The following is a 15,004-nucleotide window of genomic DNA, read 5'->3' on the forward strand; positions in this document are numbered from 1 at the left end:
AGGCCGAGGACGAGGCCCGCGAGACGGTCGACCGCGCCGCGGCCGAGGCTGCATCGCTGGTCTCGACGGCGCGTCGACACACCGAGGAACTGCGGTCGGTCCGAGAGCGCGTCCTGGCCGATCTGGCGGCGATCCGTGCCAGGCTGGAGCCCATTCCCGGCCGCCCGGACGACGATGCGGTCATGCCCGCCGACCCGGGGCTCGTCGACCCACGGCTCAGCTCCACCGACGGGTGAGACCCCGGCTGCCCCTCCCGGACCAGCATCCGCTGTGCCAGTGGCGGCGCTCGTCGTCGCCCCCCGGCCTGTCCGGCCACGCCACCACGTGTGGGGTCCCGGCGGGGACCACCTGGTCGCATCCCGGGCAACGGTAGTCCTTACCGGCGCGCGATCCGGGGACGCGCCGGACGTGGTAGTCATCCGGGTCACCCGACGGGCCGGATTCGAGCGCACCGCCACCCGGCCCCTCCCGCCGGGGCGCCGGACGGCCCGTCCCCGCGCGTCTGTGACGTCTCGGCACCCGGTCCCCGCCCTCAGAACAGCCGCAGGTCCGTCGACTCGATCCCACGGAGAGAGTCGTAGTCGAGGGTCACGCACCGGATGCCGCGGTCCTCGGCGAGGGTCCGGGCCTGCGGCTTGATCACCTGGGCGGCGAACACCCCGCTGACCGGAGACAACAGCGGGTCGCGATTGAGCAGTTCCAGATACCGCGTGAGTTGCTCCACGCCGTCGATCTCGCCTCGACGCTTGATCTCGACCGCCACGGTGACGCCGTCGGCGTCCCGCCCCAGGATGTCGACCGGACCGATCGCGGTCATGTACTCGCGGCGGACCAGGCTGTATCCCGGCCCCAGGGTCTCGATGTGTTCGGCCAGCAACTCCTGGAGATGAGCCTCGACACCGTCCTTCACCAGCCCGGGGTCCACACCGAGCTCGTGCCGGGAGTCGTGGTGGACCTCGGAGAGCGTGATCCGGAGCTGTTCGCCGGCCTTGTTCTCGACAACCCAGAGTTGGTGTCCGGGGTCATCCGGGTGCTCCTGCTCGACCAACGAACAGGGTGGCGTCATCCAGTTGAGCGGCTTGTACGCGCGGTCGTCGGCGTGCACGCTGACGGACCCGTCCGCCTTGACCAGCAGCAGCCTGGGTGCCATGGGCAGGTGGGCCGTCAGACGGCCGACGTAGTCGACCTGACAGGTGGCGACGACGAGACGCACGGTTCCTCCTGGAATCGGGATGTGCCGGACGGCCCTCAGGGCCCTGTAGGGCTGTCAGCGCCGACGGCGGGCCGGAGAGCGGACCTGATCGGTCGAGCAGGCCTCCACCCACGCCAGCAGTGCGGTCAGCTCGGCGGGCCCCACGCAGATCTCGCCCTCCCTGATCCCACCCCTGCGATCGTGGCCGGAGAAGGACACGATGAGCTCCCCCGACTCGGCGACGTCGAGTTCGTGCCCCGTCGGCTGACGGCGGGGCCCCAACTCGAGGCTTCTGCGGTCGAGACGGACGTCAGCCCCGAACCTCACGCTCAACAACCGGTAGAACGCCAGGTCGGTGTCGGAGTAGCGGACGGCTCCGTGACGCCACGCGTCTCCCCCGTCCCGTTTGACCAGGACCGAGGTGGAGTCCCTGCGCACGACCACCAGTCGATAGACGACGGCCGCGACCACCGGGGCGAGGACGAGCAGCACGACGACACCGAGAATGATCCCGGTGATCGCCATCTGCTCAACCCCTTCCGGTGGCCGCGGCCGTCAGGTCACGGGCGGACCGTTCCGTACTGCTAGGCGCCGGCCTTCTCGACCGCGCGGAGCCGACCGCGTGCGGCTGCGGCAGCCGCCTGGTCGTCGCCTGCCTCGGACAGCGCGCGCTCGGCCTCGCCGCGGTCGATGGACTCCGACCACTCCGCGGTCTCGCCGAGGATGCTGACCTTGTTCGCCGTCACGGAGAGGAACCCGCCCTGCACCGCGGCGACCTTCTTGCCCTCGTCCGTGTAGACCGTCACGGTGCCACCGGCGTCCAGCTCGCCGAGCAACGGCTCGTGCCCGGACTGGATTCCGATCTCGCCCTCGGTGGTCTTGGCGACCACCATGGTGGCGGTACCGGACCAGAAACGACGCTCGACCGTGACGAACTCGACCTCGATGTCAGCCATGGTCAGCGGTCACTTCCCCGAGAGCTTCTTGGCGGCCGCCTCGACGTCGTCCAGACCGCCGATACCGTTGAACGCCTGCTCCGGGAGGTGGTCCAGCTCGCCCTTGCACAGCTTGTCGAAGGCCTCGATGGTGTCCGACAGCGGGACGACCGAGCCGACCTGGCCGGTGAACTTCTCGGCGACCAGGAAGTTCTGGCCGAGGAAGCGCTCGAGGCGACGGGCACGCTGAACGGTGACCTTGTCCTCCTCGGAGAGCTCGTCCATACCGAGGATGGCGATGATGTCCTGCAGCTCCTTGTACTTCTGCAGGATCTGGATGACCTGCTGCGCCACCCGGTAGTGCTCCTCCCCGACGATGCCCGGCTCGAGAATCCGGGAGGTCGAGGTGAGCGGGTCCACCGCGGGGTAGATGCCCTTCGACGCGATCGAGCGGGACAGCTCCGTGGTGGCGTCGAGGTGCGCGAACGTGGTGGCCGGCGCCGGGTCGGTGTAGTCGTCGGCGGGGACGTAGATCGCCTGGAGCGAGGTGATGGATCGACCCCGCGTCGAGGTGATCCGCTCCTGCAGCATGCCCATCTCGTCCGCGAGGGTCGGCTGGTAACCGACGGCGGACGGCATGCGACCGAGAAGGGTCGAGACCTCGGAACCCGCCTGCGTGAAGCGGAAGATATTGTCCACGAACAGCAGGACGTCCTGGCCCTGCACGTCACGGAAGTACTCGGCCATGGTCAGAGCCGAGAGCGCGACGCGCATACGCGTCCCCGGCGGCTCGTCCATCTGGCCGAACACCAGGGCCGTGTCCTGGAGGACGCCCATCTCCTCCATCTCGAGGAACAGGTCCGTGCCCTCGCGGGTGCGCTCGCCGACGCCGGCGAACACCGACGTACCGGAGAACTCGCGGGCGATACGGGTGATCATCTCCTGGATCAGCACGGTCTTGCCGACACCGGCACCACCGAAGAGGCCGATCTTGCCACCCTTGACATACGGGGTGAGGAGGTCGATGACCTTCACACCGGTCTCGAGGATCTCGGTCTTGCCCTCGAGCTGGTCGAAGGCGGGCGGCTCGCGGTGGATACCCCACTGCTCGCCGTCCCGGCCGGTGCCGGGGGCGTCGAGGCAGTCGCCGAGGGCGTTGAAGACGTGGCCCTTGACGACGTCGCCGACGGGCACCGAGATCGGCTTGCCCGAGTCGACGACCTCCGCGCCGCGGACGAGTCCGTCGGTGGACTGCATGGAGATGCAGCGCACCATGTTGTCGCCGAGATGCTGGGCGACCTCGAAGGTGACCGTCTTGGCGACGGCCTCGAGTGTGATCTCGGTGGTGAGTGCGTTGAAGAGGGCCGGGAGGGCGCCACGCGGGAATTCCACGTCGACGACCGCACCCAGGACGCGGGCGACCCGACCGGTGAGACCGGCCGTGCCCGTCGTGCTCTGATCGGTAACAGCTGTGGTCATTGCTTAGTCACTTCCTGCGCTAGCGGCGAGCGCACCAGCGCCACCGACAATCTCGCTGATTTCCTGGGTGATCTGTGCCTGGCGGGCCTGGTTGGCCTCGCGGCTCAGGCCTTCCACCAGTTCGGTCGCGTTGTCCGTCGCCGACTTCATTGCCGTGCGGCGAGCCGCCGACTCCGACGCCGCCGACTCGAGCAGTGACGCGAACGCCCTCGTCGACATGTACCTCGGGAGGAGGTTGTCGAGCAGAGTGTCCGCATCGGGCTCGAAGGTGACCTCCGGCTTGAACTCCGTCTCCGGCGAATCCATGTAGTCCTCGCCCAGATCCAGCTCCTCGATCTCGACGCGGGTCTCGATCGGGGCCAGTCGCCGCGCACGCGGGGTCTGCGTGAGCATCGACTTGAACTGGGTGTAGACGATGTGGACCTCGTCGACGCCCTTGCGGGTGGTGTCCCCGGGATAGTCGCTCCCGAGGAACTCCGTCGCGTCGAACGTCTCCGCGCCGCCGGCCGCGAAGGCGGCGGACAGGAGCTGGAAGGCCGGACGGGCCTCCTGGTAGTCGGGCTTCTGGGAGTGTCCCTGCCACGAACCGGCGAGTTCCACCTCGCGGAACGTGTAGTACACGATGCCCTTGTTGCCCAGCACGTAGATGTCGACCTCGCGGCCGGCGTCCTCGAGGAACGCGATGAGCTCGGCGGCCTCCTTGAGGACGTTGTGGTTGTAGCCACCACACATCCCGCGGTCCGAGGTCACCACGAGCACGGCGGAACGCCTGGCGTCCTCCGGCTCGTTGAGCATCCGGTGCTGGACCGACGACGCACTGGCGAGGTCGGTCAGGATGGCGGTGATCTGATCGGCGAACGGCTGGGCCGCCGCGACCCTCGCCTGGGCCTTGGAGATCTGCGAGGTGGCGATCAGCTCCTGGGCCTTGGTGATCTTCTTGGTCGAATTGACCGACTTGATCCGGTCGCGCAGTTCACGCATGTTCGCCATTGCGTCAGATCACTCTCCTCTCGGCCTTGACTCGGATGGCTGTCATCGCAGGCCTCAGGCCTTCTTCTTCTTGGTGACCGTCAGCGTCTCACGGTCGATCTCGTCCTCCGAGAGCGCCTCGGCCTCGGGCTCGTTGACCACCCGCGAACCGTCGGAGGCGACGAAGCCCTCCTTGAACTCGTTGGTCTTGGCCTCGAGCGTCGCCTTGGACTCGTCGGAGAGCGCCGCCCCGCCGTCGATCTGGCTGTAGACGTCGGCAGCGGAGTGCCGCAGGCTCTCGAGCAGCTCGCCCTCGAACCGACGGACGTCCTCGACGGGCACGGTGTCGTAGAAGCCCTCGCCGGCGAGGTAGATCGAGACGATCTGGTCCTCCACGGCGACCGGCGAGTTCTGGTCCTGCTTGAGGATCTCCACCAGACGCTGCCCGCGCTCGAGCTGGGCCTTGGACGCCGCGTCCAGGTCGGAGGCGAAGGTCGCGAAGGACTCGAGGTCGCGGTACGCGGCCAGATCGAGACGCAGCGAACCGGAGACCTTCTTCATGCCCTTGGTCTGGGCGGCGCCGCCGACTCGCGAAACGGAGATACCGACGTTGACCGCCGGGCGCACACCGCGGTTGAACAGATCGGACTCGAGGAACACCTGGCCGTCGGTGATGGAGATGACGTTGGTCGGGATGAACGCCGAGACGTCGTTGGCCTTGGTCTCGATGATCGGCAGGCCGGTCAGGGAGCCGCCGCCCATCTCGTCGGAGAGCTTGGCACAGCGCTCGAGCAGCCGGGAGTGCAGGTAGAAGACGTCACCCGGGTAGGCCTCACGACCCGGCGGGCGGCGCAGCAGCAGCGAGATCGCACGGTAGGCGTCGGCCTGCTTGGACAGGTCGTCGAACACGACCAGGACGTGGGCGCCCTCGTACATCCAGTGCTGACCGATGGCCGAGCCGGTGAACGGCGCGAGCCACTTGAAGCCGGCCGAGTCGGAGGCCGGGGCCGCCACGATGGTGGTGTACTCCATCGCGCCGTGCTCCTCGAGCGTCGCCTTGACGCCCGCGATGGTGGAGCCCTTCTGCCCGATGGCGACGTAGATGCACCGGAGCTGCTTGCTCTTGTCGCCGGACTCCCAGTTGGCCTTCTGGTTGAGGATGGCGTCGATGCAGACCGCGGTCTTGCCGGTCTTGCGGTCACCGATGATCAGCTGGCGCTGGCCGCGGCCGATCGGCGTCATGGCGTCGATGGCCTTGATGCCGGTCTGCATCGGCTCCTCGACGGGCTGACGCTCGAGCACGGACGGTGCCTGCAGCTCGAGGGCGCGGGTACCGGCCGACTCGATGTCGCCGAGGCCGTCGATGGGCTTGCCGAGCGGGTTGACGACGCGGCCGAGGAAGCCGTCGCCGACGGGGACGGAGAGGACGTTCCCGGTGCGGCGCACCTCCTGACCCTGGGCGATCTCGTCGAAGTTACCGAGGATGACCGCACCGATCTCGCGGTCCTCGAGGTTCAGTGCGACTCCGAGGATCCCGCCGGGGAACTCCAGCAGCTCGTTGGCCATCGCCGAAGGGAGTCCGCTGATGTGCGCGATGCCGTCACCGGTGTCGACGACGACGCCGACCTCCTCCTTCGTCGCGTCGGTCGAAACGGTCGAGGTGTAATTCGCAATCGCGCTGCGGATCTCTTCGGAGGAGATCGTCAACTCCGCCATGTCATTCCTGCTCTCAAAGTCGGGATGTGCTTTATGGGTGTGTACCTGAGCCGCCACCGCTGGAACACGGCCGAGTCGCAGCTCGTCTTGTGCCGGACCGGCCGGTCAGCGGAGGGAACGACGCATCGCGTCGAGCCGTCCTGCCACGCTACCGTCGATGATCTCGTCGCCGACGCGGACGACAACGCCGCCCAGAAGTGCCTGATCGACGTCGTTGTGGATGGCGATCTCCCGCCCGTACAGCGTGGCCAGGCGAGCCCGGAGCTCATCCGACTGCTGCTTGGTCAACGGCTCGGCGCTGGTCACCACCGCCACGGAGCGCCCGCGCAGCTCCGCGGCCTGGGTCGAGATCTCCATGATGTCGTCCGCGGGCATGCCGGACGGGCGGTCCACCGCCTGCGAGGCGAGAGCCTCGGTCACCGCGGTGACCTTGCCGTACAGGACCTCCGCGAGAAGCCCCCGCTTGGCTCCCGCCTCCGCGGTCCGGTCAGCGAGGAGCTGCTCTAACTGCGGATCCCCGGCGACAATGCGGCCGAGCCTGAACAGCTCGTCCTCGACGGCCTGGAGCTGGCCCTGCTGGTCCGCCGAACGCAGGAGCGCCTCCCGGCCGAGCCGGATCAGGCCTTCCCGCAACTCACGCGGGTTGGACCAGTCACGGGACACCGCAGCGAGGAGCAGATCGAGGGTGGTCTGGTCGACCTTCCACCCGAACACCCCACGGACCAGGTCCTGTCGGGCCTCCACCGGGGCCGCGGTGTCGGCCACGGACACCCGGAGGGCGCGGTTGTCCTCGAGGACGCGCACGACCTCGAAGAGTTCCTGGCCCACCTTCGCGCCGGTCGCTCCCCCGGACGGGTTCGCCGCCAGGGTCTGCTCCAGTTCGTCCCGGGTCTGGTCGAGCGCTTCGCGACTCGCTGCGTGCATCGGCTCCACTTCCCTTAGTTCTTGCCCGCGCCGGGGACCCGGTCGAGGTCTGCCAGAAAGCGATCGATGGTGCCCGAACGCCGGACCGGATCCGACAGCTGCTCACCCATGAGCCGCTCCGCGAGATCCACGGACTGACGACCCAGGTCACTGCGGAGCTCCGCGATGATCTGCTGGCGCTGCGCGGCGAGCTGCTGGTTGCCCGCGGCGACGATGCGGTCGCTCTCCGCCTGCGCCTCGGACTTCATGTCCGCGAGGATCTGCTGACCCTGGGCACGCGCGTCGTCGCGGATCTTGGCCGCTTCGCTGCGCGCCTCGGCGAGCTGGGCCTTGTACTTGGCCAGCTCCTCCTTCGCCTCGGCCTGGGTCTGCTCGGCACGACGCAGACCGCCTTCGATGCGCTCGGAACGCTCGTCGAGAACCTGCTGGAACTTCGGGAGGATGAACTTCCAGAAGAGCCACAGGATGACTGCGAGCGGGATGAGCGACCAGACGATGTCATACAGCGGAGGAATCAGCGGGTTGGGGCTGTCCTCCAGGGGGAGTGATTCTCCACCCTCGGCCGCCAAGATGGCGATGACGTTGTTCATGGTGCGTCCCTACGAGGTCGGTGGTCGTCGATCAGAACAGGAAGCCGGCGACGATACCGATCAGGGCGAGCGCCTCGGTGAAGGCGATGCCGAGGAACATCGTGGTACGGAGGGTGCCGGCCATCTCGGGCTGACGTGCCATTCCCTCGACGGTCTTGCCGACGAGGATGCCGATGCCGATACCGGGGCCGATGGCGGCGAGGCCGTAGCCGATCGCGCCGTAGCCCCTCACGGTCGACTCGGTGGCCTGGGCGAGAGTGACGATGTCCATGGGGTTTCCCTTTCAGATGGCCGGCGCGGGCTTTCCCGCTCCGGTCGGACGTGAATTGTCGGGTTGACGGGTGGTCGTGTCAGGCCTGACGGCCCGGGTTCTAGTGGCTCTCCGCGTGGAGCGCGAGGTCGATGTACACCGAGACCAGCAGCGCGAAGATGTACGCCTGGAGGAACAGCACCAACAGCTTGAACAGCGTGAAGGCGACCGACAGCAGCGAGGTGCCCACCGCCAGCAGCGTCCAGCCGTTGAACTGCCAGAAGAAGAAGTTCGTGGCGCTGAACAGCAGGACGATGATCAGGTGCCCCGCCAACATGTTGGCCATGAGACGGATGGTCAGCGTGGCCGGGCGGAGGATGAACGTCGACACCAATTCGATCGGGACGACCAGAATGTGCAGAGCCGGAGGAAGCCCCGGGATCACCACGCTCGCCTTGATGAACTTCGCGAACCCGTATCTCTTGGAACCGGCGTAGATGAAGGTCAGGTAGCCCAGCAGCGCGAGCATCAGCGGGAAGCCGATCCTGGCGTTCGGCGAGATGTTGAGTCCCGGGATGATCGTGGGCAGGTTCATCGCGAACACCGCGAAGAAGATCGTCGCGATGATCGGCAGGAAACGGCGTCCCTGCTCCTTCCCCAGGATCTCCTCCGCGATATGGACCCGGACGAAGTCCAGGCAGATCTCGGCGAAGTTCTGGACCCCGCGGGGGACCAACCTGGGGTTCCGCATGGCGAGCATGAAGAAGCCCAGGAGGACCACGGTCATGAGCAGACGGATGATCATGAGCCGGTCCAGCACGAACGCGTCACCGGCGAATCCGGTCAGCCACTGATCGGCAGGGAAGAACTCGTAGTCAATGTTCGGGGGGTGAAACTCGCCCTTGAAGGCCAGAAGCGTGGTACTCAGTGTGTTCTCCCCTGGTCGTGTTGGGCGACGTACGCCCGAGCGCGTTCGGTACGAGTGGCCCGGTGTTCGCGGCCGAGTTGGGATTCCGCGCGACCGCCTCGGGCCGTGGTGCAGCCCGGTGACGTGCTCGTCTCACCGCAGATGAGGATAACACCCTGGTCTCGGGCCGGTGTCACAGGGGGACCCGTCAGCCGGCATCGGGTTCCACGTACGGAGCCCGGGTCTTGAGGACCGCCCACGTCTCCCCCGCCAGGACCACGATCAGAGCGGCGATGACGGTCACGGCGAAGGCGGGCCGCGAGTAGAAGTCGAATCGGGAGAGCGCCGCCACGACCCCCATGGCGGCGAGGAGTTTGACCAGCCAGGTCCCCAGGACGACGGCCGCGGTCGTCTGGGGCGCCGAGTGGGCCGTGGCGATGACCACGATCGCAGTGGTGAGCACGAACGCGCCGCCCACCGCGGCGCCCATCAGCGCACCCCACAGCCCGGGGGTCCCGTCGACGGCGGTCCATGCCGCCGCGCTGATCACGGTGAGCACGACGAGCGCCACCGCGCCGAGCCGCACCGCCTTGCGGAGGCCGGCTGTGTGTGGGCTTTCGGCGGGCTGCGCGGGTGTCGCGGGGATGTCCGTCATGGCGAGCAGCCTAGCGGGGACCGATCGGCCCGTTCGTGTCGCGCTCACCCCTCGAACTCCTCAGGCGCGGGACCAGGGTGGCGGCGAGGACCGCGATGAGTCCGGCGGCCGCGAGCGGGACGATCACCTCGGTGGGGAGCATCGTCGCCCCGACCGCACCGAACGCGATGAGGGAGACCCATGCGTAGATGACCAGAGCGACCCGCCGATGGGAGTGACCGAGGTCGAGCAGGCGGTGATGCAGGTGCATCTTGTCGGGGGCGAACGGACTGCGGCCGGCGCCGACCCGGCGGATCACCGCCAGGACGAGGTCGAGCATCGGAACGAACATGGCGGCCGCGACCACGATCATCGGCGAGAGCAGGACGATCATCTCCTGCGGCCCGTACAGGCTCTGTGAGATCTTCCCGGACGCGCTGGTGGAGGCCGCGGCGAGGACGAGGCCGATCAGCATCGAACCCGAATCGCCCATGAAGATCCGGGCGGGTTGGAAGTTGTGGGGCAGGAAACCCAGCAACGCCCCGGCCAGGACCGCGGTGACGAGTGCCGGGGGGTACGCCCCGACGGTGCCGCCCTGGTCGAGCATGATCCCGACGGAGAACACACAGATCGCCATGGCCGCGATGGCGCCGAGCCCGGCGGCGAGGCCGTCCAGGCCGTCGACGAAGTTCATCGCGTTGACGATCGTCAGGGTGAAGACCACCGTGAGCAACCCCGCCTGGAGTTGGTCCAGGACGAGGATGTTGCCGTCCCCGAACGGGATGTACACCAACGTCCACGAGACGCCCATGGCCACCAGGACGCCGGCCGCTGCCGCCTGACCGGCGAGCTTGGTCACCGCTCCGAGACCGAGGATGTCGTCGACGATCCCCACCAGCACGATCACCCCGCCCGCGATGATCGTCGCCTCCACGTCCGGGGCGAACGGCGGGAACGCCCGGTTGAGAGCCGGGAGCTGCGCGGCCAGGTAGACCGCGACCAGCATCCCGGTGAAGATGCCGACCCCGCCGAGGCGGGGCGTCGGCACGACGTGCACGTCCCGGTCGCGGGGATAGGCCAGGCCCCCGATCGCCGGCGCCACTCCCCTGACCAGACCCGTGACGACGAAGGTGACCAGGCCGGCCGTCACCGCGATGAGCAGGAGCTCGCGGAACGGCACCCCTATTCCCACGGTCAGACCACCCGGTCAGCCACGCAGGGCCGCGGGGTCGGTCCCCAGGACCTCCCCGACACGCTCCGCGCTCACGGCCCCCTCCCGGACGATCCGGGGGGCGGGTCCGGTGAGGTCGACGATCGTCGAGGGCTCCCCCACCGCGCAGGGGCCGCCGTCCAGGTAGACCGCGACCGAGTCGCCGAGTTGGTCACGCGCCTGCGCGACCGTCGTGGCCGGGGGTTGACCTGAGACGTTGGCGCTGGAGACGGCGAGGGGGCCGACCTCCCGCAGGAGCTCTATCGCGACCGGGTGCAGCGGCATCCGGAGCATCACGGTGCCCTGGGTGTGCCCGAGATTCCAGTTCAGTGACGGCGCCTGGTGCACGATCAGGCTCAGACCTCCGGGCCAGAAGGCGCGGATGAGGTCGCGCGCGGTCGCCGAAGTACTCACGACCAGGCCGTCGATGGTCTCCCAGGATCCCACCAGGACGGGGACGGGCATGTCCGGGCCGCGACGCTTGGCCGAGAGCAGGAGGGTGACGGCGTCCGGGTCGAAGGCGTCGGCGGCGATGCCGTAGAGCGTGTCCGTGGGGGTCACGACGAGCCGACCGGCACGTAGTGCGCCGGCCGCGGAACTGAGGCCGACCTCCCGACCGGTGTCCTCGGTGCAGTCGTAGGTGATGGTCACCGGGTGATCCCCTTCCGGGCTCTCGGGTCGACCTCGTCGTCGTCGTGATGATCGCCGCCTGGACGGTCGAGTCTCGTCGCGGTGACGAAGCGCGGGCGTCCGGCGAGGTCGGTGTGCTGCTCCACGGTACCGAAGCATCCCTGTGCCCAGACCACCGCCGCGACCTCGGCGCCGGTCGTGTCGTCGTGCTCCACCGCCAGGTGCCCACCCGGCACCAGGAGGCCGGCCGCGACGCCGACGAGCGGCGTGATGACGGCGAGGCCGTCATCTCCCCCGAACAGTGCGGTCGACGGCTCGTGCCCGAGCACGTCCACCGGGAGCTCGTCGGACCGTGGGATGTACGGCGGGTTGGACACCACCGCGTCGACCCTGCCCGACAGGCCCGCCAGGACGTCGGGGTCCGTGGCGTCACCCGCGTGGACCACCACCGGGGTGTCCCCCGCCGCAACCCGCTCGGCGGCGTTGCGCCGGAGCCACCCGAGCGCGCTCTCGTGAAGTTCGACTGCGTGGACCTGCGCGTCGGGCCTGGCGTGGGCGATCTCGAGGGCCAGCGTGCCGCTACCGGCGCAGAGGTCCACGACGACCGGGCCCGGTCCGACGCCCGGAGGCCGGAGGGCGGACAGCGTGTCCTCGACGAGCAGTTCCGTCTCCGGCCTGGGGATGAAGACCCCCGGGCCCACCGCGAGGTCGAGTCGCCCCGACACGGCCCGGCCGAGCAGGTACTGGAGCGGGGTCCGGTCGCGGGTGCGGGCGGCGACTATCCGTCCGACCTCGGCGACCCCGGCCGCGCCCACCCCCTCGACAAGTGGGAGCGCGGAGCGTCCGACACCCAGGACGTGTGCGCAGATCAACTGCGCCTCCACGAGTGCGGAGTCGATGCCGGCCGCCTGTAGCTCGCGCGCCGCCGACCTCACGACCCCGGTCGCCGGCACGGGGCGGGGGTCCACGGCCTACGCGTCTTCCATACGTCTGCGACGGTCCTCGGCGGCCAGGGCGTCCAGGACCGCGTCGAGGTCACCGTCGAGCACGGCGTCGAGATTGTGCGCCTTGAACCCGACCCGGTGATCCGCGATGCGGTTCTCCGGGAAGTTGTAGGTGCGGATCCGCTCCGACCGGTCGACGGTACGGACCTGGGTGGACCTGCCCTCGGAGGCCTCGGCGCTCGCGGCCTCCTCGGCCGCCGCCTGGAGCCGGGCGGCGAGGACCTCGAGTGCGCGCTGCTTGTTCTGCAGCTGACTGCGTTCGTTCTGACACGTGACGACAGTTCCGGTGGGCAGGTGCGTGATCCGCACCGCCGAGTCGGTGGTGTTGACACCCTGCCCGCCCTTGCCGGACGAGCGGTAGACGTCGATCCGCAGATCCGACTCGTCGATCTCGACCGGCCCCACGTCCTCGGGCTCCGGGAACACCAGCACGCCGGCGGCCGACGTGTGGACCCGGCCCTGCGACTCGGTGACCGGTACCCGCTGGACGCGGTGCACCCCGCCCTCGAACTTCAGTCGCGACCACACGCCCTCGCGGGAGGGGTGCCGGGACCGGATGGAGAACGAGGCGTCCTTGTAGCCGCCCAGGTCGGACTCGGTCACCCCGAGGACCTCGACGACCCACCCGTGCTTCTCGGCGTACCGCGTGTACATGCGGGCCAGGTCCGCCGCGAACAGGGCCGACTCCTCCCCTCCCTCGCCGGACTTGATCTCCATGAGCACGTCGTCCGCGTCATGGGGGTCCCGCGGTGCCAACAGGTCGGCCAGGCGCGACTCCAGGCGCGTGGCCTCGGTCGCCAACCGCTCGGCCTCCTCGGCGAACGACGAGTCGTCACCGGCCAGTTCACGCGCGGCGGACAGATCGCCCCGGGTCGACTCCAGCGCGCGGTAGCACTGCACCACGGGGGTCAGCTCGGCGAATCGCTTGCCCACCCTGCGCGCGGCCACCGGGTCCTCGTGGAGCGCCGGGTCCGACAGCTGCGCCTCGAGGCCCCCGTACTCGGAGAGGACGTCGTCGACCGAGGACGGCGATCGTCCCGGGGCCTCTGTCACTCCTCGTCCTGCGGCAGTGTCGGGGTCGTCTTGGCCACCTGCAACAGGAACTCGTAGTTGGTGTTGGTCTTGCGCAGTTGCGACATCAGGAGGTCGATGGCCTGGTGCGAGTCGAGGCCCGACAGCACGCGCCGCAGCTTGTGCATGACACCGGCCTCCTCGGGCGTCATCAGAAGCTCTTCCTTGCGCGTGCCCGAGGGGCCCACGTCGACCGCCGGGAACACGCGCCGCTCGGCGATGCGCCGGTCCAGTTTGAGCTCGGCGTTGCCGGTGCCCTTGAACTCCTCGAAGATCACCGTGTCGCCGGCGGACCCGGTCTCGACCATCGCCGTGGAGATGATGGTCAGGGACCCACCGTTCTCGATGTTGCGCGCCGCCCCCAGGAACCGCTTGGGCGGATAGAGCGCCGTGGAGTCGACACCACCGGACAGGATGCGCCCCGACGCGGGCGACGAGTTGTTGTAGGCGCGGCCCAGCCGGGTGATCGAGTCGAGGAGGACCACGACGTCCTGCCCCATCTCCACCAGCCGCTTGGCCCGCTCGATCGCGAGTTCGGCGACCTGGGTGTGATCCGACGGCGGACGGTCGAAGGTCGAGGCGATGACCTCACCCTTGACCGACCTCTGCATGTCGGTCACCTCCTCCGGTCGCTCGTCGACGAGCACGACCATGAGGTGGCATTCGGGGTTGTTGACCGCGATCGAGTTGGCGATGTTCTGCAGGATCGTGGTCTTGCCCGCCTTGGGCGGGGAGACGATCAGCGCTCGCTGCCCCTTGCCGATGGGCATGATCAGGTCGATCACGCGGGTAGAGAGGATGTTCTTCTCTGTCTCGAGGCGCAGACGCTGGTTGGGGTAGAGCGGCGTGAGCTTGCCGAACTCCGGACGGTTGCGGGCATCCTCGAGGGGCCCTCCGTTGACCGAGTCGATCCTGACCAGCGGGTTGAACTTCGCCCGGTTCTTGCCACCCTGATTGCCGCCACGACCGCCACCCTGCCCGCCGCCGGGCCCGTCGTTCTGGGTGTCGCTCTGGCCGTCCCGCGGCATCTTGACCGCGCCGGTGATCGCGTCGCCACGACGCAGGCCGTGCTTGCGGATCATGTTCATCGAGACGTAGACGTCGTTCGAACCCGCGAGGTAACCGGAGGTGCGGACGAACGCGTAGTTGTCCAACACGTCGAGGATCCCGGCGACCGGCTGGAGGACGTCGTCGTCCCGCACCTCGGTCTCGCCCTCCGACGGACGGCCACCGCCACCACCGCGGTTGCGCTCACGCCGGCGACGGCTTCGACGACCGCGGCCGCTCCCGTCGTCGTCATCACGGTTCTGACCGTCGCCGCGCGGGCCGTTGTCCCCGCCCTGGTTGCCCTGGTTGCCCTGGGTGCGTTGGTTCCCCGGGTCCCCGCCCTGCTGGTCGCGACCGCGGCCGCGCCCGCCCTGCTGGTCGCGGTTCTGCTGGCTCTGCTGGTCACGACCCTGCTGGTCACGGTTCTGCTGGCCCTGCTGATCGCG

At 68.9% G+C, this 15,004-nt stretch carries 17 protein-coding genes and 1 pseudogene; 1 reads left to right on the forward strand and 17 read right to left on the reverse strand.

Annotated elements, in window-relative coordinates:
- Window positions 1-236: pseudogene (locus tag G6021_RS11270) on the forward strand (hypothetical protein); the annotation flags it as partial.
- On the opposite strand, the gene G6021_RS17355 reads toward G6021_RS11270, so the two are convergent.
- The 17 genes from G6021_RS17355 to rho all read right to left on the reverse strand — a co-directional run.
- Window positions 217-519: an ATP/GTP-binding protein gene (locus G6021_RS17355; RefSeq protein ID WP_259843874.1), complete on the reverse strand. Its 303-nt coding sequence runs from the start codon at window positions 517-519 to the stop codon at window positions 217-219. The pseudogene G6021_RS11270 and the gene G6021_RS17355 sit on opposite strands and share 20 nt — an antisense overlap.
- Window positions 520-532: 13 nt before the next feature.
- On the reverse strand, window positions 533-1,213 hold the full coding sequence (gene nucS / locus G6021_RS11275; RefSeq protein WP_182609674.1) for an endonuclease NucS: 681 nt from the start codon (window positions 1,211-1,213) through the stop codon (window positions 533-535).
- 54 nt (window positions 1,214-1,267) lie between these two features.
- Complete coding sequence (locus G6021_RS11280; RefSeq protein ID WP_182609675.1) at window positions 1,268-1,717, reverse strand: DUF2550 family protein; 450 nt, start codon at window positions 1,715-1,717, stop codon at window positions 1,268-1,270.
- Between the two features lie 59 nt (window positions 1,718-1,776).
- Window positions 1,777-2,148: a F0F1 ATP synthase subunit epsilon gene (locus tag G6021_RS11285; RefSeq protein ID WP_179525551.1), complete on the reverse strand. Its 372-nt coding sequence runs from the start codon at window positions 2,146-2,148 to the stop codon at window positions 1,777-1,779.
- A 9-nt stretch (window positions 2,149-2,157) separates the two neighbouring features.
- Window positions 2,158-3,606 (reverse strand): F0F1 ATP synthase subunit beta, encoded by a 1,449-nt coding sequence (gene atpD, locus G6021_RS11290; RefSeq protein ID WP_107747342.1) that lies wholly within the window; start codon window positions 3,604-3,606, stop codon window positions 2,158-2,160.
- A 3-nt stretch (window positions 3,607-3,609) separates the two neighbouring features.
- The gene (locus G6021_RS11295) at window positions 3,610-4,596 is read right to left on the reverse strand and encodes a F0F1 ATP synthase subunit gamma (RefSeq protein WP_182609676.1); all 987 of its coding nucleotides are present in this window, start codon (window positions 4,594-4,596) and stop codon (window positions 3,610-3,612) included.
- A 54-nt stretch (window positions 4,597-4,650) separates the two neighbouring features.
- Window positions 4,651-6,291: a F0F1 ATP synthase subunit alpha gene (gene atpA / locus G6021_RS11300; protein WP_179525552.1), complete on the reverse strand. Its 1,641-nt coding sequence runs from the start codon at window positions 6,289-6,291 to the stop codon at window positions 4,651-4,653.
- 105 nt (window positions 6,292-6,396) lie between these two features.
- A complete protein-coding gene (locus G6021_RS11305) occupies window positions 6,397-7,215 on the reverse strand; it encodes a F0F1 ATP synthase subunit delta (protein WP_182609677.1) in 819 nt (272 codons plus the stop codon).
- A 14-nt stretch (window positions 7,216-7,229) separates the two neighbouring features.
- Window positions 7,230-7,805 (reverse strand): F0F1 ATP synthase subunit B, encoded by a 576-nt coding sequence (locus G6021_RS11310; RefSeq protein WP_182609678.1) that lies wholly within the window; start codon window positions 7,803-7,805, stop codon window positions 7,230-7,232.
- A gap of 31 nt (window positions 7,806-7,836) precedes the next feature.
- A complete protein-coding gene (locus G6021_RS11315; protein WP_182609679.1) occupies window positions 7,837-8,076 on the reverse strand; it encodes an ATP synthase F0 subunit C in 240 nt (79 codons plus the stop codon).
- 100 nt (window positions 8,077-8,176) lie between these two features.
- The gene (gene atpB, locus G6021_RS11320; protein ID WP_241730641.1) at window positions 8,177-8,902 is read right to left on the reverse strand and encodes a F0F1 ATP synthase subunit A; all 726 of its coding nucleotides are present in this window, start codon (window positions 8,900-8,902) and stop codon (window positions 8,177-8,179) included.
- 268 nt (window positions 8,903-9,170) lie between these two features.
- Window positions 9,171-9,617 carry a hypothetical protein gene (locus G6021_RS11325; protein ID WP_179525555.1) on the reverse strand — a complete coding sequence of 149 codons (447 nt, stop codon included), beginning with the start codon at window positions 9,615-9,617 and terminating at the stop codon, window positions 9,171-9,173.
- Between the two features lie 10 nt (window positions 9,618-9,627).
- On the reverse strand, window positions 9,628-10,788 hold the full coding sequence (locus tag G6021_RS11330; RefSeq protein WP_179525556.1) for an MraY family glycosyltransferase: 1,161 nt from the start codon (window positions 10,786-10,788) through the stop codon (window positions 9,628-9,630).
- A gap of 15 nt (window positions 10,789-10,803) precedes the next feature.
- Complete coding sequence (locus G6021_RS11335) at window positions 10,804-11,457, reverse strand: L-threonylcarbamoyladenylate synthase (protein WP_179525557.1); 654 nt, start codon at window positions 11,455-11,457, stop codon at window positions 10,804-10,806.
- Window positions 11,454-12,404 (reverse strand): HemK/PrmC family methyltransferase, encoded by a 951-nt coding sequence (locus G6021_RS11340; protein WP_347237937.1) that lies wholly within the window; start codon window positions 12,402-12,404, stop codon window positions 11,454-11,456. Before G6021_RS11340 ends, G6021_RS11335 begins: the two co-directional genes overlap by 4 nt.
- Window positions 12,405-12,407: 3 nt before the next feature.
- Entirely contained in the window at window positions 12,408-13,493 is a 1,086-nt protein-coding gene (gene prfA, locus G6021_RS11345) for a peptide chain release factor 1 (RefSeq protein WP_182610722.1), read from the reverse strand.
- Window positions 13,490-15,004 (reverse strand): transcription termination factor Rho (rho, locus tag G6021_RS11350; protein ID WP_187700655.1); only part of this gene is annotated, 1,515 nt, incomplete at its 5' end. The genes rho and prfA, both read right to left, overlap by 4 nt.

The organism is Dietzia sp. CW19, assembly GCF_014145265.1.
GTDB classification, from domain to species: Bacteria; Actinomycetota; Actinomycetes; order Mycobacteriales; family Mycobacteriaceae; genus Dietzia; species Dietzia natronolimnaea.

Coding starts and splice junctions, on each gene's coding strand:
- G6021_RS11280 (WP_182609675.1), bottom strand. CDS start 1,717: ATGGCGATCACCGGGATCATTCTCGGTGTCGTCGTGCTGCTCGTCCTC.
- G6021_RS11285 (WP_179525551.1), bottom strand. CDS start 2,148: ATGGCTGACATCGAGGTCGAGTTCGTCACGGTCGAGCGTCGTTTCTGG.
- atpD (WP_107747342.1), bottom strand. CDS start 3,606: ATGACCACAGCTGTTACCGATCAGAGCACGACGGGCACGGCCGGTCTC.
- G6021_RS11295 (WP_182609676.1), bottom strand. CDS start 4,596: ATGGCGAACATGCGTGAACTGCGCGACCGGATCAAGTCGGTCAATTCG.
- atpA (WP_179525552.1), bottom strand. CDS start 6,291: ATGGCGGAGTTGACGATCTCCTCCGAAGAGATCCGCAGCGCGATTGCG.
- G6021_RS11305 (WP_182609677.1), bottom strand. CDS start 7,215: ATGCACGCAGCGAGTCGCGAAGCGCTCGACCAGACCCGGGACGAACTG.
- G6021_RS11310 (WP_182609678.1), bottom strand. CDS start 7,805: ATGAACAACGTCATCGCCATCTTGGCGGCCGAGGGTGGAGAATCACTC.
- G6021_RS11315 (WP_182609679.1), bottom strand. CDS start 8,076: ATGGACATCGTCACTCTCGCCCAGGCCACCGAGTCGACCGTGAGGGGC.
- G6021_RS11325 (WP_179525555.1), bottom strand. CDS start 9,617: ATGACGGACATCCCCGCGACACCCGCGCAGCCCGCCGAAAGCCCACAC.